Annotated in this window: 22 protein-coding genes and 1 pseudogene; 14 read left to right on the top strand and 9 right to left on the bottom strand. The window is 54.4% G+C overall.

What is annotated here, in order from left to right; genetic code table 11:
- Positions 1 to 42: 42 nt before the first annotated feature.
- Both THECO_RS14325 and THECO_RS14320 read left to right on the top strand, forming a co-directional pair.
- A complete protein-coding gene (locus THECO_RS14325) occupies positions 43 to 1,797 on the top strand; it encodes a sensor histidine kinase (RefSeq protein ID WP_015255753.1) in 1,755 nt (584 codons plus the stop codon).
- A complete protein-coding gene (locus THECO_RS14320; protein WP_198285739.1) occupies positions 1,718 to 3,430 on the top strand; it encodes a helix-turn-helix domain-containing protein in 1,713 nt (570 codons plus the stop codon). Before THECO_RS14325 ends, THECO_RS14320 begins: the two co-directional genes overlap by 80 nt.
- 56 nt (positions 3,431 to 3,486) lie before the next feature.
- On the opposite strand, the gene tnpC is transcribed toward THECO_RS14320, so the two are convergent.
- Both tnpC and tnpB (THECO_RS21220) read right to left on the bottom strand, forming a co-directional pair.
- Complete coding sequence (gene tnpC / locus THECO_RS14315; RefSeq protein ID WP_232427691.1) at positions 3,487 to 5,031, bottom strand: IS66 family transposase; 1,545 nt, start codon at positions 5,029 to 5,031, stop codon at positions 3,487 to 3,489.
- A 101-nt stretch (positions 5,032 to 5,132) separates the two neighbouring features.
- On the bottom strand, positions 5,133 to 5,507 hold the full coding sequence (tnpB, locus tag THECO_RS21220) for an IS66 family insertion sequence element accessory protein TnpB (RefSeq protein ID WP_083883274.1): 375 nt from the start codon (positions 5,505 to 5,507) through the stop codon (positions 5,133 to 5,135).
- Between tnpB (THECO_RS21220) and THECO_RS14305 the strand changes: the two genes are divergently transcribed.
- Positions 5,469 to 6,827 carry an IS4 family transposase gene (locus tag THECO_RS14305; RefSeq protein ID WP_015253657.1) on the top strand — a complete coding sequence of 453 codons (1,359 nt, stop codon included), beginning with the start codon at positions 5,469 to 5,471 and terminating at the stop codon, positions 6,825 to 6,827. The two genes, tnpB (THECO_RS21220) and THECO_RS14305, sit on opposite strands and share 39 nt — an antisense overlap.
- Here THECO_RS14305 and tnpB (THECO_RS14300) read toward each other — a convergent pair.
- The 6 genes from tnpB (THECO_RS14300) to THECO_RS20625 form a co-directional block, all read right to left on the bottom strand.
- Positions 6,805 to 7,008, bottom strand: a complete 204-nt coding sequence (tnpB, locus tag THECO_RS14300) for an IS66 family insertion sequence element accessory protein TnpB (RefSeq protein WP_015255750.1) — start codon at positions 7,006 to 7,008, stop codon at positions 6,805 to 6,807. The genes THECO_RS14305 and tnpB (THECO_RS14300) overlap by 23 nt on opposite strands.
- The gene (gene tnpA / locus THECO_RS14295) at positions 7,002 to 7,337 is read right to left on the bottom strand and encodes an IS66 family insertion sequence element accessory protein TnpA (RefSeq protein WP_015255749.1); all 336 of its coding nucleotides are present in this window, start codon (positions 7,335 to 7,337) and stop codon (positions 7,002 to 7,004) included. The genes tnpB (THECO_RS14300) and tnpA overlap by 7 nt, the downstream gene beginning before the upstream one ends.
- A 1,188-nt stretch (positions 7,338 to 8,525) precedes the next feature.
- Positions 8,526 to 9,659: a hypothetical protein gene (locus tag THECO_RS14290; RefSeq protein WP_015255748.1), complete on the bottom strand. Its 1,134-nt coding sequence runs from the start codon at positions 9,657 to 9,659 to the stop codon at positions 8,526 to 8,528.
- A 71-nt stretch (positions 9,660 to 9,730) separates the two neighbouring features.
- Positions 9,731 to 11,143 (bottom strand): S-layer homology domain-containing protein, encoded by a 1,413-nt coding sequence (locus THECO_RS20630; RefSeq protein ID WP_015255747.1) that lies wholly within the window; start codon positions 11,141 to 11,143, stop codon positions 9,731 to 9,733.
- A 48-nt stretch (positions 11,144 to 11,191) separates the two neighbouring features.
- The gene (locus tag THECO_RS14275) at positions 11,192 to 11,425 is read right to left on the bottom strand and encodes a hypothetical protein (protein ID WP_015255746.1); all 234 of its coding nucleotides are present in this window, start codon (positions 11,423 to 11,425) and stop codon (positions 11,192 to 11,194) included.
- Positions 11,426 to 11,559: 134 nt separating this feature from the next.
- On the bottom strand, positions 11,560 to 12,582 hold the full coding sequence (locus THECO_RS20625; RefSeq protein WP_015255745.1) for an S-layer homology domain-containing protein: 1,023 nt from the start codon (positions 12,580 to 12,582) through the stop codon (positions 11,560 to 11,562).
- 215 nt (positions 12,583 to 12,797) lie between these two features.
- Between THECO_RS20625 and THECO_RS21215 the strand changes: the two genes are divergently transcribed.
- Together THECO_RS21215 and THECO_RS14265 are read left to right on the top strand one after the other, a co-directional pair.
- Positions 12,798 to 13,010, top strand: coding sequence for a hypothetical protein (locus THECO_RS21215; protein ID WP_232427690.1), 213 nt, complete (start codon positions 12,798 to 12,800; stop codon positions 13,008 to 13,010).
- A gap of 1 nt (position 13,011) precedes the next feature.
- On the top strand, positions 13,012 to 13,314 hold the full coding sequence (locus THECO_RS14265; protein WP_015255744.1) for a hypothetical protein: 303 nt from the start codon (positions 13,012 to 13,014) through the stop codon (positions 13,312 to 13,314).
- Between the two features lie 1,749 nt (positions 13,315 to 15,063).
- On the opposite strand, the gene THECO_RS14260 is transcribed toward THECO_RS14265, so the two are convergent.
- Positions 15,064 to 16,200 (bottom strand): site-specific integrase, encoded by a 1,137-nt coding sequence (locus THECO_RS14260; RefSeq protein ID WP_015255743.1) that lies wholly within the window; start codon positions 16,198 to 16,200, stop codon positions 15,064 to 15,066.
- Positions 16,201 to 16,455: 255 nt separating this feature from the next.
- Here THECO_RS14260 and THECO_RS14255 point away from each other — a divergent pair, with 255 nt between their 5' ends.
- From THECO_RS14255 to THECO_RS14220, 9 genes and pseudogenes are all read left to right on the top strand, one after another.
- The gene (locus THECO_RS14255) at positions 16,456 to 16,647 is read left to right on the top strand and encodes a helix-turn-helix domain-containing protein (protein WP_015255742.1); all 192 of its coding nucleotides are present in this window, start codon (positions 16,456 to 16,458) and stop codon (positions 16,645 to 16,647) included.
- Between the two features lie 320 nt (positions 16,648 to 16,967).
- Positions 16,968 to 19,127: a DUF927 domain-containing protein gene (locus THECO_RS14250; protein ID WP_015255741.1), complete on the top strand. Its 2,160-nt coding sequence runs from the start codon at positions 16,968 to 16,970 to the stop codon at positions 19,125 to 19,127.
- An 82-nt stretch (positions 19,128 to 19,209) separates the two neighbouring features.
- Positions 19,210 to 19,428: a hypothetical protein gene (locus THECO_RS14245; protein WP_015255740.1), complete on the top strand. Its 219-nt coding sequence runs from the start codon at positions 19,210 to 19,212 to the stop codon at positions 19,426 to 19,428.
- A 3-nt stretch (positions 19,429 to 19,431) separates the two neighbouring features.
- Positions 19,432 to 19,578 (top strand): annotated as a pseudogene (locus THECO_RS22810) (site-specific integrase); the annotation flags it as partial.
- Between the two features lie 357 nt (positions 19,579 to 19,935).
- On the top strand, positions 19,936 to 21,189 hold the full coding sequence (locus tag THECO_RS14240) for a DUF4367 domain-containing protein (protein WP_015255739.1): 1,254 nt from the start codon (positions 19,936 to 19,938) through the stop codon (positions 21,187 to 21,189).
- A gap of 251 nt (positions 21,190 to 21,440) precedes the next feature.
- The gene (gene alr, locus THECO_RS14235) at positions 21,441 to 22,619 is read left to right on the top strand and encodes an alanine racemase (RefSeq protein ID WP_015255738.1); all 1,179 of its coding nucleotides are present in this window, start codon (positions 21,441 to 21,443) and stop codon (positions 22,617 to 22,619) included.
- 118 nt (positions 22,620 to 22,737) lie between these two features.
- On the top strand, positions 22,738 to 23,019 hold the full coding sequence (locus THECO_RS14230; RefSeq protein ID WP_015255737.1) for a CopG family ribbon-helix-helix protein: 282 nt from the start codon (positions 22,738 to 22,740) through the stop codon (positions 23,017 to 23,019).
- Between the two features lie 4 nt (positions 23,020 to 23,023).
- Positions 23,024 to 23,374: a type II toxin-antitoxin system PemK/MazF family toxin gene (locus tag THECO_RS14225; protein ID WP_015255736.1), complete on the top strand. Its 351-nt coding sequence runs from the start codon at positions 23,024 to 23,026 to the stop codon at positions 23,372 to 23,374.
- 245 nt (positions 23,375 to 23,619) lie between these two features.
- The gene (locus THECO_RS14220; protein ID WP_015255735.1) at positions 23,620 to 23,901 is read left to right on the top strand and encodes a ribbon-helix-helix protein, CopG family; all 282 of its coding nucleotides are present in this window, start codon (positions 23,620 to 23,622) and stop codon (positions 23,899 to 23,901) included.
- The last annotated feature ends 48 nt before the right edge of the window (positions 23,902 to 23,949 follow it).

The raw sequence follows: 23,949 nt of genomic DNA, 5'->3' as shown, positions 1-23,949 counted from the left end.
TGATGGGGTTACAAGCTCGCGTGGCGGGGAGACTTCAATGAAATGAAAACGAGCGTCTGGAAACGATCCGGGGATTCGCTGAGATTCAAATTGACACTGAGCATTTTGACGATGACGTTGCCGCTGGTCGGCATGCTGCTGTACAACAATTTCTATGCGATCCAGGTCGTTCGCGGCCAGGTGGCGGAGTCCTACGGCAATACCCTGGCGCACGCCGTCAGCCAGATTGATGCGGATTTGAACAACATCGATTCCTACATCAACACCGTTTCGGGCATGAGCACCGATTTGCTGTCGCTCAGCATGGCGGAAAAAGACGACGATTATTACATGGCGAAGGTTTATCTGTACAACAAGCTGGTCGATGACATGACCCTGTTCCGCACGCTGAGTTTGTTTGCCGTCTACGTCAAGCCCAGGCATGATTACATGGATGTCAGTGACGGTGCATTGTCCCACGAAGAGCTGGAAAACGTGAGGGAACACGTAGCGGACTTTTTTCACGAAGGACCAATTCGGCAAGGACTCCGGGCGAAAAGATGGCAGCTTGCGCAAATCGGCAGCCAGCATTATCTGATAAACATCGTCCAGTCCGGTGATGCCTATCTGGCTGCCCTGGTCAACATCGATCAGTTGCGGATGCTGCTGGGCTCCCTGAAGCTCGGCGAGGAGGGCTTCATCGTGTTCGCCAGCGATCAAGGGGAACCGTTGACCAACTTCTCTCTCGTGCATGAGTTTGACATCGAACTTCGTCCGGATGCCGGAGACTATTACCTGTCCGGTTCGGAAACGAAACATCTGGTCGTCGGCGCTTCGTCACAACGCGCCAACTTCCATTTGTTCGCCCTGATTCCGGACCACGCCATTCTGGACAATCTTCCTTACCTGCAACGGCTTGTCTGGTTGATCACGATTGCGGTTGTGACGTTCATTCCGATCGGATTTTATATGATGAGGCGGGTGTTTCTGGTTCCTCTGGGCCGGCTGCTGTTTGCCATGAAGAAAGTCCGCGGGGGGGACTGGAGCGCCCGCGTCGATCTGCAGAACGAATCTAGCGAGTTCAGATTGCTGGGCAGTTCGTTCAACGCCATGATGGATGAAATCCAGCGGCTGCGCATCAACGTGTATGAAGAACAGCTCAACAAGCAGCGGGAAGAATTGCAGCGGCTGCAATTGCAGCTTAATCCCCATTTTTTCCTGAATGCACTGAACATTGTGTATAACTTGGCCAAGGTCAAAAATTTCGACCTGATCATGGAAATGACGATGGCCCTGATCCACTATTTCCGGTACCTGTTCCGCAGCAACACGTCCTTTGTGAAACTCGGGGAAGAGCTGGAGCACACGAGAAACTACCTCAACATTCAGTCGCTCCGATTTCCGGAAAAGCTGACCTGGAACATCGACGCGCCGGCTTACTTGGCGGATGTTCCTGTTCCTCCCCTGCTCATCCAGACGTTCGCTGAAAACGTGATCAAACATGCCGTCGCTATGGAACCGATTCACATTTCCGTGCGGATTGACTACCTGGATGAAGACGGCTCCAAGATTTTGATTCGCATACAAGATACTGGGCAAGGATTCCCGGAAAACGTGCTTCGACAATTGCAGGCTGGCCTGAGCGTGATGAACGACCGCGGCGAACACGTCGGCATCCACAACGTGCAGCGGAGATTGAAGCTGCTGTATCAGAATGCGGCGTCCCTCCGTTTCTGCAATGAACCGGCATCGGGCGGCGCTGTGGTGGAAATTACGCTTCCTGCCGAACCCGCAAGGAGGAATCGAGATGCCCTATAACCTGCTGATCGTCGATGACGAGGCGCTGGCCGTCGAAGGGGTCAAAGCGGATCTGGAGCCGGACAAGTTGGATATCGGGAAATTGTTTACGGCTTTCAATGCCAACCAAGCAAAAGACATCTTTGCCAGGGAACGGGTCGACATTCTCCTTTGCGACATTGAAATGCCCCAAGGCAGCGGCCTAGAGCTTTTGAGATGGGTGCGGGAACAGCGGTTCGACACCGTATCCATTTTCCTCACGTGCCATTCGGATTTCCATTACGCCAAGGAAGCGATCCGGCTGGGGAGCCTGGATTATTTGCTGAAACCTGTGCTGAAGGCTGATTTGGAACAAGCGATCCGTCAGGCGCAAGCTGTGATTGACCGCAACAACGAAATGAACAAATTCAGCCAAGTCCATCAATTGTGGATGAAACATCATGCCCTGATCATTGAACGCTTCTGGCTCGACCTGGTCAACCATGTAATTCCGGCCAACCCGATGGCGATCCGGGAGCACATCGAACAGCTCCAGTTGCCGTTTGCCGAGGACATGATTGTCCTGCCCATATTGATTTCAGTTCAGCGGTGGCACAAGGAACTGACCCGGCGGGATGAAAGGGTGCTGGAATATGCCTTGAAAAAAACCGCCGAAGAGATGATTTTGGGCGACCGGTACAACGGCATGTTTTTGTCTCTAGACAAAGGTCTGCTTTTGGGGATCTTGGTAGCCGGCAGGAATTTCGTCTGGGATTACGAACGGCTGAACGAGATTTGCAATCAGTACATCGAATCGTGTAACCGGTATTTTTATTGCGATCTGTCCTGCTACCTGGGTCTTCCGGCGGCCATCCACCAGGTGGCGGACATGGCGGCGAAGCTCAGGGCTCAGGACCAAAACAACGTGGCCTTCGTGAACCGGGTGTTTGTCTTGAATGAAACGGGAAGCCATGAGCGGACGATCCGGCTGCCGGATTTGAACGTGTGGCTTTCTCTGCTGAAAAACGGCACCCGGGAACATGTCATCGGTGAAATTGAAGAATTTCTGGAGGGTTTGGTTCGGCAGCAGAAAATCGATTCGAAGGCGCTGCACCAGATTCACCAAGATGTGATGCAGGCCATTTATACCTATTTGAACATCAAAGGCATTCAAGCTCACCAGCTGTTCGGCGACCAGGAATCCATCCGCATTTCGGCGCAGGCCGGGCGATCGGTCAGGGATTTGCTGGCTTGGGTCCATCATGCCGTCAACAAGGCCGTGGACCAAGCGGAAGCGGTCAGGGAATCCAGCGCCGTTGTCCAGACGGTCAAACAATACATCGCCAATCACATCGATGACGAAGGGCTGACGAGAGAGGCGGTCGCCCGGGTCGTGTTTCTGAATCCCGATCATTTGTCCCGAATGTTCAAAAAGGAAACCGGGTTCTCGATTTCGGATTATATCCTCCTGGAGCGAATCAACTTGGCGAAGCAGCTGCTGGACCGGACCAACATTCCGATCAGCGCAATTGCGTCTTCCGTCGGTTATACAAACTTCTCGCATTTTGCCAAAATATTTAAAAAATACACAGGAGTCAAGCCGTCGGAATACAGAAGCAGGATCAGTCAACGGGGACAAGATACCGCGCACGATCGGCAGGTTTCCCGGTTTTAGGGTAAGCGTCAAATAGCCCCCACCTGTCAATCAGATGAGGGCTATGATACAATGGTTTATGATTGAGGCGCTCGGCAAGTCAGCGGCAACGATGACGACCAGGGCAAAAGCCGGTCCAGTGCCTCCGGATCTTTCGGATCCGGAAGCTGTGGAAGCTGCTCAAACAGATACTTCAAGTATTGGAACGGGTTCAGCCCGTTCTCTTTCGCCGTTTCAATCACGCTGTAGATCGTCGCGCTGGCCTTTGCGCCACGAGGCGTATTGGCGAACAGCCAGTTCTTGCGTCCAATCACGAACGGCTTGATCGACCGCTCGCTGCGGTTGTTGTCAAGCTCCAGACGTCCGTCTTTCAGGAAGGCCGTCAGCTTGTCCCACTGGTTCAGGCTGTACGCGATCGCCTGTCCCAGCAGACTTTTCGGCAGCGTACGGGACCGCTGCTTTTGAAGCCATGCCAAATAAGCCTCCAGAATGGGCTTGCTTCGCTCCATTCGGACGGCATGGCGTTCTTCCGGCGACGCGTCCTTAAGCTCCCGCTCAATTGCAAAGAGCTCATTGCAGAACGCAAGTCCCTGATGGGCGGCCGTTTCGGTTTTCGATTGTCCGGCGGGCAATGCCTTCAGCGCCTCGTCGAACTTGCGGCGCGCATGGGCCCAGCATCCGACGAGCGTGACGCCTTGCACCTTGTGGTAGCCGGAATACCCGTCGACGTGCAGGTAGCCCTTGAATCCCGAAAGAAACTCTCGCGGATGCGCCCCGTTTCGCGTCGGCTTGTAGTCGTACAGGACGATCGGCGGGCCCGTTCGCCCGGTCCGATACAGCCACAGATACGACTGCGTCTCGGCCGATTTGCCCGGCTCGCGCAGCACCTTAAGCGTCGTCTCGTCCGCATGCAGAATGTCCTGCTTCAGCAAATGCTCGCGCATGCGGTCCACAAGCGGCGACAGCCACGTTGCGCCGTACATCATCCAGTTCGCCAGCGTCTGCCGCGAGATCGAAAGCCCCAGACGGGCAAACTGCTGCTCCTGCCGGTACAGCGGCTGGCTGTCCGCGTACTTCTGCGTCATGACATATGCCATACTCGAAGGAGAAGCGAGGCTGCCCGGATAGACGGGTTTCGGCATCGGAGCGGTCACGATCGGCGTGCGGATCTCCTCGCGCTCGCAGCGACGGCAGGCATATACCTTGCGCACATGCCGCACCACTTTCGCCTGTGCCGGGATGATCTCAATTTCATTGCGTGTTTCGGTGCTCATCTCATGAAGCGTACCGCCGCAGCACGAGCAGACCCGCTCGTCCTCGCCAAGCTCGTACGTCACCGTCTCGATCGGCAGATGGTCCAGCCTGGCTTCGCACTTGCCGGTTGGCTTGCGGCGCTCGTACGTGATCTTCTCCGTCGGCGGCTCCTCGCCTTCGGGCGTGGCAAGCACTTCCGCTTCGTTGAACAGATCGAATGCCAACTGATCCGGATGCGTCTTTTCGCTTGAGGCGCCGAAGCGCTTCTTCTGCGCCAGCCGGAACTGCTCTTCGCACCATTTGAGTTTGGCCGAAAGTTCGGCCACTTGCTGGGCCAGTTCGGCATTTTGCCGAATCAATTCTTCCATGGTGGGTTGGATCGCCGCTCGAGTTTCCATGTGTTAGCCTTTCGACAAGCCGGCCCTCCATGCCTGCCGCAAGATGTGGCGAAACGGTGAACGTTTTTGCGCTAAATGACCGCTTGAGCCGTGACTTTGGGATGCGCCTGCCGCTGGCTCAGTTCAAGTCCGTCGAGCAGCCAGCGAAGCTGGCGGCTGGTGACGGTGAGCGTTCCTTCATGGCCGTTTGGCCACTTGAACGTCCCGCGTTCGAGACGGCGGTAGAACAGCCAGAACCCGTTGTGTTCCCAACTCAACTTTCGCAGAGAGAAAATGGCGCTAATTCCTTGGGATGATGGGGTTTTAGCTCGTTTGGTTCCAGGCTTGACGAAATGAAAAACACCTCTCTGTTTGGTATAATTGGAATTGCCAAGATCCCAAAACCGAACAGAAAAGGTGTTTCCTACATGATAAATCAAACGACGCCATTCGATCAACTCCCTCAAGAGATCAAACCTGCTTTTCAGGAACTGAAAGTTCTCAAACACTTGAATGCTGCGGGGTTCAGGAAGAAATTCGGATTTACCTGCGCCTGGTTGTTTCGCCTTGTCTTTGTCCTGATGTTCCATCAGAAGAACTGGTTTCGTCTGCTGGAAAGCAACAAAGGCGAGACGTTCCCCGGCAAAGATGCGGTGTATCGTTTCTTGAATCACGGCGGCTACGCATGGCGGCGGTTTTTGCTGTCGCTCAGCAGCGAAACGATCGCAAGAATCGAACCGCTGACCTCGTCAAACCGGGAGACCGCCTTGATCTTCGACGATTCCATGTACGCGCGCAACCGGAGCAAAGCCGTCGAGATGCTGGCGCGCTTCAAAGATCATGCGACCGGCGCTTTCTACAGAGGCTTCCGCATGCTGACCATGGGCTGGTCGGACGGCCATTCGTTTGTCCCGATGGACTTTGCGCTGCTGAGTTCGGCGAAGTCCGGCATCAACGGCATGGCGGACGGGATCGACAAGCGGAGCCATGGCTACAAGCGGCGGCAAGAAGCGTTTTGTACGGCTCCGCAGGTCATCGCGGCCATGCTGGATCGTGCGCTTGAGGCCGGCGTTTCGGCATCGTACGCCCTGATGGACAGTTGGTTTACACATGCGCCGCTCATTCAGGCAATCATCCGTCGCGGACTGCACGTGATCGGCATGGTCAAGAACGATAACAAGCGCTATCTCGTGAACGGGAAGCGGCTCAGCCTGAAGGAACTGTATGCCGCTTCCCCGCGTGTCGAAGGGAAGAACCGCAACATCCTTCGTCTCATCCGAACCTCGCTCGCCCCGGGAATCCCGGTGGTGGTCGTGTTTGTCCGCCATCGTTCCAGGAAAAACGAATGGCTTGCCCTGCTTTCGACTGACCTTGGTCTGACGGCCCAGGACATCATCCGGATCTATCGGATGCGATGGGACATCGAGGTTTTCTTCAAGTGCGCCAAGTCGCTGCTGCGTCTGCAAAACGAGTTCCAGGGCCGGTCGTATGATATGCTCGTAAGCCACACGACCATTGTGTTTTCGCGCTATATCCTGTTGGCCTGGCAGCATCGGCAAAGCACAGACGCGCGTTCGCTCGGCGGCCTGTTTTATTTGCTTTGTGACGAAGTCGGTGCGGTGGACTGGGTCGCAGCGTTACAGCAATTGGTCGATTTGATCCGTGAAGTCGCTGCAAAAGCAGGCAAAAAGCTTTCGGTATTTATTCAGCGTCAACTCAAGGAGTGGATTGCTGCTCTGCCCAATTACATCAAGGCTTATCTGCCTATTTCATGCTGCGAAAGTTGAGTTCCCAATACAAGATCTTGAGCTTGTTGCGCTCGCGGTTGCAAAACACGAACAGGCACGGCGAGAACGGATCCAGGCCGAAGCTTTCCTGAACGAGCGCGGCCAGAGAGTCGATGGACTTGCGCAGATCGGTCGGCCCAGAGGCCAGATAAACGCGCTGGACTCCGGCTAGCGTCAGCATGATGCTTCACCCAACGCACGAACGACTTCGCGGAGCAGCCCGGGGTCGAAGCCGGCCTGAAGTTCGATCCGGGCTTTGCCAATGTAAATGACCAGAGAGGACGAGACGTCAGATTTCGGATGGCCGTCGGCAACTGTAAGCGGCACCCAGCGGGTGGGGGATGGCGAAGAAGGAGAGGGCGGCAACTTTTTCGCCTTGTAGAGCCAGTACTTCAGTTGATCGATGGTGCAATGATTGGCGGCGCACCAGGCGGACATGGTCATGCCGCTGGCGCGATAGTCGGCAATGCGCGCGGCCCAGAATTGACGGCGTTGTTCTCGGGGAGTCATGAGGCAACCTCCTGTTTGAGTGGATTGCCTCCATTTTCGCATGGATGTTGCGGGGCGTTGAAGGTGGGGAAGGTTTGACGCTTACCTTTAGCGCTGCTCCAAGCTCGTCAATCTAGTCCGCATAGCTGGTCAATTGGCGCATTTGGTGCGCCGAAGGGCATCTTCTGAAGCCCTTGAGGGCGGGCATTTTCCCAACTTCTGCACGGTTTCCGGGTATTGTTTGAGGGGTGACTCCGGCGCCTGTTGTTTGCAACGTGTTTGCAGGTTGTCCGCCGCGCATACATGCCGGGTGCGATTTCCGGTTGCAAGGGGCGGATTCGGCATACAGCGGCAGGGCATACACCTTCGCTTTCTCTGCTGCCGGATCGGCGTACGCACTGTGCGCACGGCATGGACAGGACACGGCCCCCGGCGGCGCACCGACAGGCGTTGAGTGGAGGGGACGGCACGGGGCAAGGGAGGCGGCACTGGCATTGCGCGGCCCCAAGGGATTCGGCGTCGGGCCTGCAGGCCGGGCGCAGGCGGTGCGCTGTTGTCCGAAGTTCCATCCCGCCGCGCTTCAGTAAACGTTAGTAACCCGCAAGTAAAAATGCATACAGGCTTCCGATTCGCTGTACACGGAACGCAGTAAACGTAATAAAATGAGTAAACATATAAATATAAACATACATACATACATGCATATGTGCGTGTATTTTTGTAAAGGGATATGTATTTCGGGATTTACTGCGTTTACTACGTCTACTGCGTTTCGCTCCCGCCGAAGCCGAGACCGCCCTGCGGCTTTACTGAGACTTTACTTGGAGTTACTGCGCCTTTTCCGGAAACGCACTGCCGTCCCTGCAGCGCGGTGCTTCAGTCCGCTGCCGCTGTATTGCGGAAACGTCAATTTGGCCAGCAGCCCACCGTCTTCTGCAGCTGCCTGCGTTGCTCCTCTGTATCTGTAATCGCTTTCGGTTCCACACATGCAACCACGGCAGAACACTCCCGAATGTGCACCGTCCTGCAGCTTGACCGTAGTTCTGGCTGTTCCGGTTCGCAGCGGCAAATTTCAGACGGAGTATCCACCCACTCTTGCGGCAGGCTTCCCGGCAAACGGAAAGGCATTTCTCTTGCGCTCCAAATTGCCGGAGAAGATTTCGGTACGTCCCCGGCACCTGAAAGCCAAAGGAAGTCAAAGACAAATGCTTACACCGCATTCGTGGTTTCGGAAGTCGGAATGCCCTGCACGACGTTGAACGGCCCGTCCGCAGCGATCTGTCCGGTGGCGTTCGGATTCATGACCGAACCCGTTTGTCGCGTGCCGCCGCTCGGTGTACCGATAACCCATGTACACGACCCGCTGCCACCCGGATTGCCAGGATCCTCACCACCACCGCATCCGGGAAGGTTCGGATTTGTCGTACAGTCGTCATCCTTCTTGGGTCTGTACTTGCCTATGGCATCCATGCCGCCGAATGCCATGATAATGTCCCGTACCGCTACCTTGTCGTTGTTTGGATTGTCGTCGCTAAGGTCTTGTGGAAACGAATCCTTTCCTGACAGCTTGGACCTGAAGACAGAATAGTAAATTTCCCACGTCTGACCATTGTATTCCATCGTTTCAGGGAACCGCACTCGCAGGGTGGCGCCGGCAGGGTGTTTACCCTTATCTTCATCGGGTCGCATCGGCGTACCGTCGTAAGTCCAATACTTCACCGTGAGCGGATAGCCTTCGCTTTTACCTTCGAATGTGAAGGCAACGTCAAAATACTGTGTAAGGTCGCTGGGTCTAGCCCATCCTTCTGCTCTGACGATGCCTTGAAGCGTGTAGAATGGACCTTTGCGTCGCACTTGACCTTCCACGGATTCCATGACGGCACTGGCATACAAAGTACCGCCTTCTTGAATGAGCCATTCCGCCCCTGCAGCCCGTACAGCATCTTCAATTTCTTGTTGGGTCCATTTGAACTTGGTATATATCTGTGGTTCATTGGGATTTGATGGATTCGGTACTTCATATTCTTCGTCTATGTTTCCGCCCATAAGAACGATGTATATGTCGTTCGGACCGTTGTTTGTGGCACGGGGATCACACTCATCATTGACCGAAGGAGGCTGTCGCGGACATCCGGGTTTCGAATGCAGTTGCCATCCTATGGTGCGATAGCGTACGCTGCTCGTCGCCTTTTTGACTGTGGTAGCGTAGAAGAATTCGCCATTTTTCATTTCAATGGTTGCGGCTTCTGCAACATCAGGCGGGATAATGTATAGGCTGGAAACTGCAATGAAAAAGGCCATTGCGCAAATTATGACTTTGCGTGCTTTGCGTATAGGAATCACCTCGCTCTCTGTCCCATATTTCTTGCTTGTAGAAATAGTGAATCACCCCCTTTACAGGGATAGAATGTTATTCAGTTGCTACTCGGACCGACGTACCTACCATTGATCATGTAATTCATGAACAAGCTGGTGATTGAATTTACAGATGCCGAATCTGCCGGATTGCCACCGTAATGGTTGGTAGCAAACCGGATATCCGTGTATCCTTCATACCAAACTCCTTTTTCGAAATCGAAAAATCCTCCTTCACGGTAAAATTCTTCGAACAGGTAATCGTAAAGGAGCTTGTTCGATTTCTTTTCGTAGCTGTTGATCTTGAATTTGAACTTTGCACGTACAAACCAACCTGAACTATCTGCAACATATGCCATGGAAGGTTCTGCATCAATGTACCCTTCGATGGATATCTTGTTTTCCACGACCCATTTAGCATATTCGATATTTTTCTGTTCTAAACCAGGAGAACCGTCGGCTTGAAGCTTCCTCAGTTCTTTGCCCCAAGTTTCAGGATCAATGGTTCTGTAGTCTACGTTCAGAATCATGTGGTAAGCTTTCTCGATGCGTTCCAAAACCTGATCCAAGTCTTCTTTGGTAAATTCCCCTGTTTCTGCGAACTGTTTCGGTGTTTGGAAGCTCTTGCTATGCGTCCAAATGAACGGCATTTCGTACATTTCGTTCGGAATGCCTTCCAGGATGTATGGGAAGTCCGATGCATTCTTCGGCAGATTCGTCGTACGAATCACGCGGCCCCACGGATCGCGTTCTTTGGATGCCGAATCCTTCGCATCATCGCTTACAGGGAGCGTACCGCCGTTTTTGAGCGTCAGCATCCGCTGAATCACGACTACAGCCTGGGCGCGGGTGGTCGTGCCGTCCGGCGCGAGGTTGCCGTTGCCCATGCCGTGAATGAGTCCCAAGTTTACAGCCTGACGCATGACGGCGTTCTTGTATTCCCAATCCTTGCCTGTATTCTCCACGGACTTGCCGAGAGCGTTGATGGCGACCTTCGCCATTTCGTGGCGCGGCATGGGGTAGTGTGCCGTATCTGCATATATGCCCAAAAGATTGCCGTCTTTCTTCTGAAACGAAGCCATCCAAGCCCCCCTGTCTTTGTATCCTTCCGGCGGAATAAGCTTGTCCTTCCGCTTATCGTATTCGTCCGGTGCAATCCAACCGTTTTCGACAGCAGCCGCAAGATACGGGAGAGACCACATGTCTGGTGCCGTGTATCTCGAAGTATCGAGTCCGAAGGCTTCGACGGCCATTTTGATGAATTCTTCCCGCGTCACCACCTGGTCCGGCTTGAACGTGCCGTCGGGATATCCGGACACGTAGCCCGCCTGTACCGCTTCGGCGATGGCAGAAGCCGCCCAATGGGTGGAAGGGACATCCGTGAACGTCGTCTGGGATTGGGCTGTAACGGCAGGTACAATCGTAAATGCCATCGCCGCTATAAGGATCAGTGAAATTACTTTCTTCATCATGCAACTTGCCTCCTTACACATCCTTGTCAAAATGATCATCGGATAAGTTTATGTAAACATGAAGCGAGTTTTGGAGGGACTTGACAGCGCTTCCTTGGCCGTATTGAACGCAAGCGGAAAGTCGCCTTTCTTCCACGTCTGCAATACAAGGTCTACGTAGGTGTACTCCGACGGTTTGTTCAGAACATTTTTGATAGATTCATCTTCAGCTTGCACGGCTGCAGGCTGCATGAGAAGGAGAAGCGCAAGGAACAGTGTCATCCACTTTTTTGCCTTCCTCACCGTTTTTCGTCCCTCCTTTGTTTTTTGAGATTGGCAATTTTTATTAAAACATAAGCGGTCGTCCTCTGTTAATCATTTGGCTATGTACATGCGGAAAGGATGCCCTCTTGGACATCCCTTCCTTTTGGGTGCCGTCATTTGACGATATAGATCGTGATGTGATTGGCGTTGGTCGGATGCGGACTCACAAGGAGTTCGCGGTTTCCGACTTTGTGTTCCGATTCCTTGCCGGTTTGTGCAGCTTCCTTCAACGTATCGAAGAAATCGTCCTTCACCGGAACCCCGACTGCTTTCAGCATTTCGACGGCAAGTTTGATAGATTCGTCTTTTGTAGCCCTGAAAGCAATTACTTGGTCCAATCCGCCTTTCGTGGTAGCGATATTAAAGGATGCATACAATCTGTCTGCACCCTTTGTTCCTTTCGTAACGATAACGCGATCTTCAACCGTCGAAACGATGAAGCCCGGATATTTCTCCGAAACGACCTCTTCCATTTTCGCTTTCACTTCACGCACTTTGGCCGGCAGGTTGGCGTCGTCCTTGGGCTTCGGCATTTGGTTCTTCGGCGTCGGAAGTTCCGGACGCTTCTGCAGTTCACGCAGACCCTTGTCTTTCAGGTTCTTGATGAACTGCACGGCTTCCGCCCGCGTCAAAAAGTCTGCGCCTTTGTAGCCATCGATTGTGGCGTCCACTTTCCCCTTGGACAGTTCCGTATTGAGCAGATACTGGATGGCATCCGTCCCGAGGAAATTTACACCGCTTGCTCCTGCGATAATTTCAGCCACTTGTTCGCGGGAAATGGCCTTGCTGCGCAGTTCGTGGCTGCCCGCCCCCATGGTCGGCCAGTTCTTTTCCTCCGCATACAGGTAGGCCGGATCTGCCCAGTGCGTCATTTTGGTCACTTTCGGGAGTTCATCGAACGCCCGAATGAACATGACCAGAAATTCGGCTTCGGAAACGTTTTGGCTCGGGCGGAACGTGCCGTCCGGATAGCCGTTGACCACGTCATTGTCTATAGCCCATTGGATGGTGCTGTATGCCCAGTGATTCGAAGGGACGTCCGGGAAGGCTTCAGCGGCTTCTGCTGGCTGAAGGGGGGCTCCAGACAGCACACCGCACAGCAAGGTTATAGCAATGATGAATGTTTTTTTAAACATTTTGTAGACTTCCTTTCTTGCAAGTTTTGTCGAAAAGAAAATCCAATTCTCATTAAACTACGATCGATATTTCCTCGTCAACCAACTTTTCCATTTCCTTGATAGAAGAAGTATCCGCGTGATTTACTTTTATTGGAATTTTTTGTGAGGGAGTTGGTCGTATCGCCAAATTAGAATTGGGAATGATTTTTGCCACGCCGGGAGTTTTACGCACCGTGACGGAAGAGGAACGCTTGGACGCATTAAGGCGGCACGCCAGCGGAGATTGGGGGGAAGTGGACGAAGAAGACCGACTGGCAAACGACAATGCACTCCGAACAGGGGAACGCATTCTATCCGTATACACAAGTTCAAACGGCAAAAAATTTTGGATTGTTACGGAAGCAGACCGTTCCAAAACGATTCTTTTACTTCCGGAGGATTATTGAGATGTCGGATACACCGAATGTCTATTCACTTCCTGAGCAACAAATTAAAGTATATCTCGAAGCCCTTGTACGGCAGATTGGACATAATGATGCCTATGAGAATAGGGTAGTCGCCAAAGTAGGACAGCACATGGTCGAAGTCTACACATCCTTTGATATGTATGAAATTGCAGTGTTCCATGAGGCTTCACGCGAACTTTTTGCTTACGCCAAATATGACCGGGATAAAGGTACGTTGCTGTACACGCTTCGTTATCATTTAATCAGCGGGTGTCTAAATGACCTCATCGCACAGGATGTTTAGCATCGAAGTTTTTGAGAAATGCAGGCTTCGAATTGCAGGCGTGAATTGCGTTGGGATAAATGGAGCAGTCTACACGCCAAGCTTTACATCGAGTTTTTTTATTGCATTGTCAACGCAGAAATTCAGCCTTTACAGACTGCAGGTTGACGACCACCGCGCATTACCGCTGGTGCTATCAAATGCGCACACCCTCCTAACATTATAATAAATAGATGAGGACCGGTTAGATTCCGGTCCTCCATTGTTTCTCCGTGATGCTGCAGTGCCTTGAGCGGCGGCACGCGACAAACGGGTTCGGTCATGAATCCGAACGCTACCGGACAGATCGCTGCGGACGGGCCGTTCAACGTCGTGCAGGGCATTCCGACTTCCGAAACCACGAATGCGGTGTAAGCATTTGTCTTTGACTTCCTTTGGCTTTCAGGTGCCGGGGACGTACCGAAATCTTCTCCGGCAATTTGGAGCGCAAGAGAAATGCCTTTCCGTTTGCCGGGAAGCCTGCCGCAAGAGTGGGTGGATACTCCGTCTGAAATTTGCCGCTGCGAACCGGAACAGCCAGAACTACGGTCAAGCTGCAGGACGGTGCACATTCGGGAGTGTTCTGCCGTGGTTGCATGTGTGGAACCGAAAGCGATTACAGATACAGAGGAGCAACGCAGGCAGCTGCAGAAGACGGTGGGCTGCTGGCCAAATTGACGTTTCCGCAATACAGCGGCAGCGGACTGAAGCACCGCGCTGCAGGGACGGCAGTGCGTTTCCGGAAAAGGCGCAGTAACTCCAAGTAAAGTCTCAGTAAAGCCGCAGGGCGGTCTCGGCTTCGGCGGGAGCGAAACGCAGTAGACGTAGTAAACGCAGTAAATCCCGAAATACATATCCCTTTACAAAAATACACGCACATATGCATGTATGTATGTATGTTTATATTTATATGTTTACTCATTTTATTACGTTTACTGCGTTCCGTGTACAGCGAATCGGAAGCCTGTATGCATTTTTACTTGCGGGTTACTAACGTTTACTGAAGCGCGGCGGGATGGAACTTCGGACAACAGCGCACCGCCTGCGCCCGGCCTGCAGGCCCGACGCCGAATCCCTTGGGGCCGCGCAATGCCAGTGCCGCCTCCCTTGCCCCGTGCCGTCCCCTCCACTCAACGCCTGTCGGTGCGCCGCCGGGGGCCGTGTCCTGTCCATGCCGTGCGCACAGTGCGTACGCCGATCCGGCAGCAGAGAAAGCGAAGGTGTATGCCCTGCCGCTGTATGCCGAATCCGCCCCTTGCAACCGGAAATCGCACCCGGCATGTATGCGCGGCGGACAACCTGCAAACACGTTGCAAACAACAGGCGCCGGAGTCACCCCTCAAACAATACCCGGAAACCGTGCAGAAGTTGGGAAAATGCCCGCCCTCAAGGGCTTCAGAAGATGCCCTTCGGCGCACCAAATGCGCCAATTGACCAGCTATGCGGACGGGTTTGACGAGCCTGAGAGGGATTGGAAGCCGGAAGGACCGCGAGCGAAGGCATGTACACGCCACGGGGAACCGCCGGTGTACACGCCGAAACCCCACGCTGAACGCCCTTTCACCCCCTGCCTTGCAAACACGGCGCAAACAACGGCGAGGCGAAATCGTTTACAACCACCCCATGAGCCGAGCGCGCGTTTGTATGGTGCGGCATGGAAAAAGGGAACCCGCAAACGGGTTCCCCTTGGGGGATGATCCTGCTTCACGCAAGTGACCGCCGCGCGGCAAGTCAGGCCTGCCGGTGTACAGCGGGAAGCCGCACAAGCTCGTCGAACTTTGCGGCGGCGGCTTCCTGAAGACCGGGAAGCAGGTGGCTGTATCTGTCCAGCGTGATGGTCACGGAGGAATGGCCGAGGCGCTCGCTGACGACCTTGGGGTGGACGCCTGCCTTCAGCAATAGGCTGGCGTGGGTGTGCCGCAAATCGTGGATGCGGATGTAGGGCAGGCTGGATTTTTTGAAAAAGTGGCGCCACACGCCCTCCAGCTGCTGGGGCGTCAGCGGCTTGCCGTTCCGCTGGCAAAAGACCAAACCGTAGTCTTCAAAAGCTGGGGCGGCCAGCCGGTCCTCCATCTGCCATACGCGATGCTTCCTTAATACAGCCACCGTTTGCGGAGACAATGCGATGTTTCGAATACCCGCAGCGGTCTTCGGTTCCTGAAAGACGTATCCGTTGTATCCTCTTACGTACGACCGGCGTACGGTCAGCTTCGCATTCTCAAAGTCAATGTCGGCCCATTTGAGAGCAAGCAGCTCGCCTCTGCGCATCCCGGTCGTTGCGGCCAGGAAAAAGATTGCGTAATACCGGGGGTTCTTGAATTCCCGGAAAAATTGGGCCAGTTGTTGTTCGTCCCACACCCGCATTTCACGCTTCGGCACTTTGGGAGCCTTGACAAGCTTGGCGGCGTTCATTTCTGCCAGCCCCCATTTCGTTGCGGTTTCGAGGCCGTCATGAAGCACCTTGTGAACGTGTTTTACTGTTTGCGGCGCAAGCCCGTCTTCCAGCATCTCCTCATACACGGACAGAAGCATTTGCGGTGTGAGTTTGCCCAGTTTTATGGAGCCGAGGCGGGGGACGATATGGTAGTTGACAAGCCAACCATACGTGCTGTAAGTGCCGGGACGCACGTATTGCTTCTTGTATGTCAGCCAATTCACAAAATAACTGGCGACCGTTTCGTTGGTCGGATTAGGCACCTTCATCCCCTGCCCCATCGCCGCCAACGTCTTCGCCAGTTCCGCCTCGGCTTCTGCTTTGGTTGCAAAACCGGACCGCCACTTTTGCCGCCTGCGTCCCGTAACCGGATGTTTTCCAGCCTCTACGACAAAGGCCCATTTTTTACCCCTTTTGATGATACAGCCCCGCATCGGGGTTTTCCCTCCTTTCCCCACCATTGAAAAAAATCGAAAATGCCTTCAACAAGCACAGTCCTTTCCGGAAAAGTTAAACTGGGTTAAACCGGGTTTAACAAGCCCATGCCGGACACATCCGATGTGAAGATTTGTCCTTTCTGCAAAGCGCAGAGATGCGACAAAACACGACACGTTGCGAAAGAAATAATTGTGGTGCGACAGCTTGCCGTGTTTTAATGAAGGTAAAAACAGGAAAGGCGGTGAGGTGCAGTGACGGAGCTGCTGACTACAGAGGAACTTTGCCGGAAGCTCAAAACCAGCCGCCGCAGCCTGGAAAGGCTGAGAAAGCGGGGAATGCCCTGTATGATGCTGGGGAGGGCGCCCCGATTCGATTACGATGCCGTTTTGCAGTGGCTGAAGCAGCAGCAGGAAGCGCAAGATGTCGTCGATTACGAATTTTAGCCCCTGACTGTTCACAAAATTTTCACAAAGTATCCCCGAGTTCGTCCCTGACGAAACGGAGATCGCGCAACCCATGGATTTATGGCATTTTGCAGGATTGACACTTGTACGGTTCTAAGCTAGGATGATCTTACAAAAACAAATGTGTTCTATATGTTGAACTGCCTGACTATAAAAATAAAGCGGCGGTTCGAATGTGTAAGGAGTGTTGTGTGCCCAGTCGCTACTTCCAACCTCATGGAAGGAAGCGGCCAGGTCGTCATGCACGCCTCGCATTCGGGCCGCCGTTTTTATATTTCTGACAAGGAGGAAATAATCGAGTGTTGATTCCTGACAGCAGTGCAGCAGCTCAAATCAAGCCTGACCTCATCAATCAAAAACTTAAAAACGCGCTGGCATCGGCAAAAATTCTGGACTATTCAAATTTGGAGGATGACAAGCTCATCGCCAAGATTGTGGAATTGGAAGAATCGCTGAACACAAATGATTTGTTGAATTTTCGGCGTAAGATTGCGGAGTATGCGAATGTTTCTGTAGATAAATTTACAGTCATAATCGATAATTTTAAGGCACGTCAGATAGCCGAGACGCCAATCTATCATTTCTTTCCGGGATTCCCACATTCCGATCTTTGTTTGCCGTTCAATTATCATGCACGGATGGATCCGGTCACAAACAATCCTATGATTGTAACTTATGAGAAGAAGCGGATCGTTGTAGCACCGGTCGCCGCATTTCCTGTCCGCGTGTTTATCCCTTATTCCAGAGCCACGCTGGACCATCCGGAATTATACCAGCTAGTCCGATATAATCCTGCAACAGGCAAGTGGGAAGAAGTGCAACAGGTGGTCAAAAAATCGTATTTGTGCCATGCGGGGAGTATCCACCATCTTGCGAACATCGGGCTTTCGGTCGGCTCTGCAAACGCCTCTGAATTGGCAAAATTCTTCCAACTGTTCATCGACAAAAACGCGAAAAACATTGAGATTGTCGAAACGGTTCGCAAGTTCGGATGGGTAACGTCGTCGAGCGGAGAAAAATGGTTCGCCCCCTTTTCCGGTTCATACAAGGTAGTTCCAGCTTCCGGAGATTTAGCGGAGAGCAGCAACTTTGAGGGGGTGAAACTAAAGAGTGGTAGTCGGGAGGAAGCTGTAGCTATCGTGCGAGAACTGGGAAGTAACCAGGTATTCTTGACCATGCTGGCTGGAATGTTCGCCGGGCCGGTTGTGTCCTTGATTAAGGATTATCTGCAGGAAGGAATCGGCATCGACCTGTCGGGAAAAACGTCCAAAGGGAAAACGTCGATTCAAAAAATCGCGTTTAATCTAGTCTATGGAAACGCCGATCTTTTCACCCGCTCGTGGCATGGGGCTACGCCAAACGGGATATGGGGAGTTGCTGATATGGCGAATCACCTTCCTTTTATTTTGGATGATTCGCACTTGATTTCGAAACATCTGGCTGATATGCCTCACGCCCTCATTAACGGACCACAAGGGGACAAAATGCAAGTGAATCCTGCCACCAATGAATTGTCGATCCGGGAACGAAAATCGGTGCTTACCGTGATTTTCTTCAACGGAGAAGTTCCGCTCAGCGAGCAAACTCTGATTTCAAACAGCCGCGGACTTTTGGGACGAGTGTTCATGATTCGTGCCCTCCCGTTCCCGGATACGTTCACATCTGAACAAGTCAGGGCGTATGTCCGCCGCTCGTTTCAAAACCGAGGGCAATTTCGGGACGAATGGCTGGCGCATCTGGCAAAGCTTGACCCGGAGATTATTATCGAACAAGTGATAGAGTTGACCGAACTTTTTGAAGGGGGGAATGCTTCAACCCTATATGGGCGTTTGACAAGCAAAGCCGCAACGCTGTATTGGGGCCTGAAGGAAGCAAACGAAGTGCTTGATTTGGGCCTGAATCCAGACACTTTGATCCCATTCCTGATTGAACAAATGAGTGAAACGGCTACAAACGGCGATATCATCCGTGAAATTGTCCGTGACGTTGCTGAACATGTCAGGCAGAACAGCGCAGAAGGCGAAACGTTCCATCCGCATTTCACACCCAATCGGCTTCGTGAAGGATTTAATTGCAAGGACGATGACCATTTCTATGTCAAACGCACATGCCTGGAAAGGATTGTTGCTGGCAGACGCAACATTAGACTTCTGATCGATGAATTGTATAAAGAAGGCTACCTAAAAGAGCGGGGAAGTTCTACAGTTACATTTAAGACGGAGTACGGTTCTACTTCATCCACTTCCGGCTATGCATTCCGTAAACAAGTAGTCCAAGATAAGACGGGTATCGATGTAGATGGGAAACCCGGAACGGAATCCGGCCAGAAGCCTAAAATGGTATTGACCGATTCGAAAGAAGCGGCTGAAGAAGCAAAAAAGGCATACGCAGGTACCAACACTCCTATTATCCGAGCACCGATATATGGCCATCAATACAAGCGCAGTAAGAAGGCCTGACATATATCGGTTCATTCCCCGGAGGGATTCCCTTTCGGAGAACAAACCGCCATTGTGTTTGAGCAGTGAAGGAGGCGATGATGTGGAATTCAGTTATTTTACCAACCGGTTGGATGGAATGTACCGAAAGTTTCAAGAGGACTTCGCCCTGAACAGTCACACTTCGGCAGTGTACGAATGCGGAGGCTTGGAATATCAGTTCTGCTTGACGCCTGAAGGTGTCTGGGTCACCGTGGTGGATCAAAACGGCCTGGTTGTGATCAGACTTTGCAAGAGAGTTTACGACTGGGAAAAAGTTTAATGTCCGAAGGTCGTCAGCGAGCGCCTCGGCCATTCCTCCGTGACCATCACGCTGGACAGATACAGCCACCTGCTTCCCGGTCTTCAGGAAGCCGCCGCCGCAAAGTTCGACGAGCTTGTGCGGCTTCCCGCTGTACACCGGCAGGCCTGACTTGCCGCGCGGCGGTCACTTGCGTGAAGCAGGATCATCCCCCAAGGGGAACCCGTTTGCGGGTTCCCTTTTTCCATGCCGCACCATACAAACGCGCGCTCGGCTCATGGGGTGGTTGTAAACGATTTCGCCTCGCCGTTGTTTGCGCCGTGTTTGCAAGGCAGGGGGTGAAAGGGCGTTCAGCGTGGGGTTTCGGCGTGTACACCGGCGGTTCCCCGTGGCGTGTACATGCCTTCGCTCGCGGTCCTTCCGGCTTCCAATCCCTCTCAGGCTCGTCAAACCCGTCCGCATAATCGGCCAAGTCCCCTCATAGACATGTTATCAGTCGGAAAACCACTGTGTAGAGGGGATGATCCAATGCGTCGCATGAAGTGGGCGGCAGCCGTCGTCCTGTGCGTCACCCTCATCCTTGCGGGATGCGGAGCCAGGAGCGCCGAGTCGGTGGTGAAAGATCTGGACGGCAAGCTCGACGGCTTGAAGAGCTACCAGGGCAGGGGAACGATGACGCTTCACACCGGACAGCAGCCGCTCCAATACCAGGTGGAAGTCTGGTACAAGAAACCGTCCTATTACAGGGTCGCGCTGACCAACGCCGCCAAGGACATCACCCAGATCGTCCTGCGCAACGACGAAGGCGTGTTCGTGCTGACCCCGAAACTGAAGAAGAGCTTCCGCTTCCAGAGCGACTGGCCGCAGAACCAGGGGCAGGTTTACCTGTACCAGACGCTGGTGCAGAGCATTCTGCTCGACAACTCCCGGCAGTTCGCAATCGACAAGGAATCGTATGTGTTTGACGTCATGGCGAACTACCAGAACGGATCTCTGGCTCGGCAGAAAATATGGCTCGACCAGAAAACGTACGCGCCGCAGCGGGTGGAAGTGAGCGACGCGAACGCGAACGTGATGGTCGAAGTCACGTTCGACCAGTTCAGATTCGACGTTGCGTTCGACGACAAGGCGTTCGATATGGAAGCGAATCTCGGAGCCGCTCAGCAGCAGGAAGAGCAGGACAAATCGGCGGATGCTCCCGGTCAGGAGGAAAAAGGGGCCCACGACAGCCACGGCGATCAGGACAAGACGGCAACGGACGATGCGAATACCGGCGACAATCCCGACAAATCGGCGACGGACGATGCGGAACCCGGCGACAACCCGGACGAATCGGCAACGGATGAAGCGGAGCCCGGCGACAGCCCGGATGATTCGGCGACGGACGAGACCGATGCCGGCACCGTTCCGGATGAAGCGGCGGCAGGCGGCGAAGCGGCGGACGATTTTGTTCCGATGGAGCCTTCCTATTATCCCGAGGGCGTCGCGCTCAAGGACATCACCGACATCACGCAAGCCGACGGCAGCAAGGGCGTGCTGATGCGCTTCACCGGCACCTACAATTACACGCTGTTCCAGACGAAGCCGAAGGATGTGGATGCTGCGCTTGTCCCGGGCGTCATGCTCGATCTCGGCCATACGTGGGGGCTGCTCGCGGGCGACGTGCAGCAGACGCTCACCTGGACGTACCAGGGATATGAATACCGGCTGACGTCGGCCGAGCTGCCCGAGGACGAGATGGTGAAGATTGCTCAATCCGTGCTGGAGGAAATGGAGAAATGACAATACGGGAACCTGGTGCCAGGTTCCCATTTCTTTGGGAGACGCCCCGCGACGCATGGTCCCGGAGCATATAGACGGCTGACCGGAGACACGTTTGCAATCTGGCCGGGGACCTGTTTTTTTGAATTTAAACAATCCGGCAACAGTATGATTTTCAACTGGAAACACCGCCGCCCGTTTGACAGTCCGGGATTGAACCATATACGATAATTGCATGGTTCAGGAGAACGGAAAACGAAGGTGAAACCCGGATGGACACATATTATCGACCGACCCGCGCGGAAATTTCGCTGGATGCACTGAGCCGGAACATCGCGGCGTTCCGGCGGGCGCTTGCGCCCGGAACGAAGCTTATGGCTTCCGTGAAGGCGAACGCCTACGGCCACGGAGCCGTCGAGATTGCGCGGGAGTCGGTCTCGGCAGGCGCGGACATGCTCGGCGTCGCGTTTCTCGACGAGGCGGTGCAGCTCCGCCGCGGAGGGATAGAGGCGCCGATTCTCGTGCTTGGGTATGTGCCGCCCGAGGGCTTCTCCGTCGCCCGCGAATTGGACATATCGGTCGCCATGTTCCGCGAAGACGCGCTGGAAGCGGCGGCGCGGCCCGGCACGCGTCCGCTGCGCGTGCACGTCAAGGTGGACACCGGCATGGGCCGGCTCGGGGTGCTGCCGGAGGAAGCGGTCCGGTTCGTCGAGCGGGCCATGCGCACGCCGGGCGTCGAAGTGGAAGGGCTGTTCACCCACTTCGCACGCGCGGATGAAGCGGACAAATCCTACACCCGCCTGCAGCACGAGCGGTTCGCCGCCGTGACGGAAGCCGTGCGCCGCCGCGGACTCGACATCCCGCTCATTCATCTCGGCAACAGCGCGGCGGGCATCGACACGCCGGAATGGACGGGCGGCATGCTGCGGCTCGGCATCGGCATGTACGGCCTCTATCCGTCCGCGGAAGTCGGGAAAACGCGGATCGAGCTGGAGCCGGTCCTGACGCTGAAGACCGAAATCGTGATGACGAAGACCGCGCCGCCCGGGTGGGGCATCAGCTACGGCACGCGCTATGTGACGCGCGGCGAAGAGCGGATCGGCACGCTGCCGATCGGCTACGCGGACGGGTACAGCCGGATGCTGACCGGCAAGGCGGAGGCGCTGGTGCGCGGCGTCCGCGTACCCGTGCTCGGCACGATCTGCATGGATCAATGCATGATCGCGCTGGGACCGGCGGATCGGGCGGAAGGGTTCGGCAGCCCGGTGGAGGCCGGGGAAGAAGTCGTTCTCATCGGACGGCAGGGCGATGAGGTCATCACGGCCGACGAAATCGCGTCGCTGCTCGGTACGATCAACTACGAAATCGTCTGCATGCTCGCCGCCCGGGTGCCCCGGGTCTATATCCGCGGCGGCAAGCCGGTGGAAGTGCGGAACGGACTTGCCGGATGACGCCGTGTCCCCGTCATTTCCGCGTTTTCGCGATCATAGATATGGGTGTATAATCGAACCAGGGCAACGGCATACTGGTAAGAGGCTGGATTGGAAATGTTTTGGAGGTGCGACGGATTTGGCCGATCTGCGGAACACGAAACGGATCATGATCAGTCTGCCGGATCAGTTGCTTCGGGAAGTGGACGGGATCGTGGCGCGAGAGAAGTCGAACCGCAGCGAATTCATCCGCCAGGCGATGAAGCTCTATCTTACCGAACGGAAGAAGCGTCAAATCCGTGATTCCATGCAGCGGGGATATCTCGAGATGGCGAACATCAACCTGCACATGGCCGCTGAAGCATTCCAGGCGGAGGATGATGCCGACGACACGCTCGGCCGTCTCGTAAGCGGGGTGTAAAGGTTTGATCGTAAAACGCGGGGATGTGTTTTTCGCAGATTTGTCGCCGGTGGTCGGATCAGAGCAGGGCGGCGTACGCCCCGTGCTGATCATCCAGAACGACATCGGCAACCGGTTCAGCCCGACGGTGATTGTCGCGGCGATTACGGCGAAGATTCAGAAAGCGAAGCTGCCCACCCATGTCGAGCTCAGCGCGGAAGCGCACGGCTTCGACCGGGATTCGGTCGTGCTGCTCGAGCAGATCCGCACGATCGACAAGCAGCGTCTTACGGACAAAATCACGCATCTGGACGACGAGACGATGAAGAAAGTCGACGAATCGCTCTCCATCAGTGTCGGTCTGATCGATTTCTAGTGCGCGGCTGGACCGATGGATGTTCGCCAGGCGGATTCATATGGATCATCGAGCCGAGCCGATCGGTTCTTTTTTTGTGCTGTTGAAAGGAAATATATGGCATGCTTTGGAGCGAATTACCGGATGAAAATGCGGCGCGGGAGAGAGGATTTACGGGGAAAGAGGCGAATTGTACTTGGGTGAGGTTCAAGCCGCATGACCGGTGAAGGCCATGCGGGACGGAGAGCAGCGGAGGTGCGTCACGATTGTCAAAACAGCGCAGAATGAAACGGATAACGATCCATCTGCCGGGAACATTGCTGAGCGATATGGATGCCGTCGCCAGGCGGGAGCGGCGGAGCCGGGGCGAGATCGTCCGCCGGGCCGTCACGGAGTGGCTGCGCGGGCGGAACGGGCGCCACACCATGGAGTCTCTTCAGCGCGGTTACCTGGAAATGGCGGGCATCAACCTGATGATCGCCTCCGAAGCGTTCTATGCGGAAGAAGATGCGGACCATACGCTCGGCCGCACAGTGGCAAGCGATTAGCGCAGCCCCATGGGAGCGTGCAGGGTCATCAAATAAAATTTTTCTCCA

This window comes from Thermobacillus composti KWC4 (assembly GCF_000227705.2).
Taxonomy (GTDB): Bacteria; Bacillota; Bacilli; order Paenibacillales; family Paenibacillaceae; genus Thermobacillus; species Thermobacillus xylanilyticus.
This window is presented reverse-complemented; position numbering and strand designations above follow the sequence as displayed.